Here is a 507-nt window from a genome sequence, read left to right as displayed (position 1 = left end):
GGACGGGGGCGGTGGGGAATCGGGGGCTCTATACACCACGCCGTCGCGGTTGCGGGCTTGCGGGTGTCACAGGCTGCGGCAAATCCCATATCAAGTCGCGGGGTTTCGCACCCGCGCCCCGGGCGGTAAAGCCGCACCGGACCAGCCCGAGGATTTGTCTCAGCGATGACCGGCACCACCCGTACCAGCGCCGACCTCGATCCGCGCCGCCGCCGCACCCTCTACCGCTCCTGGCACCGGGGCACCCGGGAGATGGACCTGATCATGGGCCGTTTCGCGGATGCCGAGATCGGGACGCTCACGGAGGAGGAGCTCGACGATTTCGAGCGGCTGATCGAGGTGCCGGACCGCGATCTCTTCCGCTGGATCACCGACGAGGCCGAGGCCCCGTCGAACTACGACACCGCGGTCTATCGCCGGATGAAGGCCTTCCACCAGCACGGGGCGCCGGTGGATCTGTGAGATAGGCTTCGAGGTGAGGCGCGGGTCAACCCTCCCCCCTCTGCG

Annotated in this window: 1 protein-coding gene; it reads left to right on the top strand. The window is 68.4% G+C overall.

From position 1 onward, the window contains the following. The first annotated feature begins 165 nt into the window (after positions 1-165). The gene (locus VQ03_RS30565; RefSeq protein ID WP_048454704.1) at positions 166-462 is read left to right on the top strand and encodes an FAD assembly factor SdhE; all 297 of its coding nucleotides are present in this window, start codon (positions 166-168) and stop codon (positions 460-462) included. Positions 463-507 lie beyond the last annotated feature (45 nt).

Origin of the sequence: Methylobacterium tarhaniae, assembly GCF_001043955.1 — a bacterium.
Taxonomy (GTDB): domain Bacteria; phylum Pseudomonadota; class Alphaproteobacteria; order Rhizobiales; family Beijerinckiaceae; genus Methylobacterium; species Methylobacterium tarhaniae.
The sequence above is the reverse complement of the archived record's forward strand: the minus strand, read 5'-3'. Positions and strand labels throughout refer to the sequence as shown.